This window comes from Bacillus sp. SIMBA_008 (genome assembly GCF_046535495.1).
GTDB classification, from domain to species: Bacteria; Bacillota; Bacilli; order Bacillales; family Bacillaceae; genus Bacillus; species Bacillus subtilis.
In genome coordinates this window covers 1-231 of the sequence record NZ_JAWRWL010001376.1, presented here as the reverse complement: position 1 = coordinate 231, position 231 = coordinate 1, and the positions used below count along the sequence as shown (strand labels likewise).

At 70.1% G+C, this 231-nt stretch carries 1 protein-coding gene; it reads right to left on the bottom strand.

Going from position 1 to position 231, the window contains the following annotated elements:
* Positions 1-231, bottom strand: a 231-nt coding sequence (locus SB658_RS27960) for a hypothetical protein (RefSeq protein ID WP_410603857.1), incomplete at both ends; no start/stop codon positions are given.

Here is a 231-nt window from a genome sequence, read left to right as displayed (position 1 = left end):
CGTGGTCGAGCCCATGTACAGGGAAGGCGGCCGCGCATCGTCGAGCTGCTGCAGCATCGCGTCGAGCATGGCCCCCAGCGGCGGCCGCTCGATGCGGAAATTGAACCCGGTCAGCGCCTCGTTGTAGAAGTAGCGCCCCTGCACCTCCGGCGGCGCCAGCATCACCTGCACCTGGGCGTCGTGGCGGGCGAAGCGGCGCAGGTAGTCGATCGCGGCGCGCGGCGAAACCAG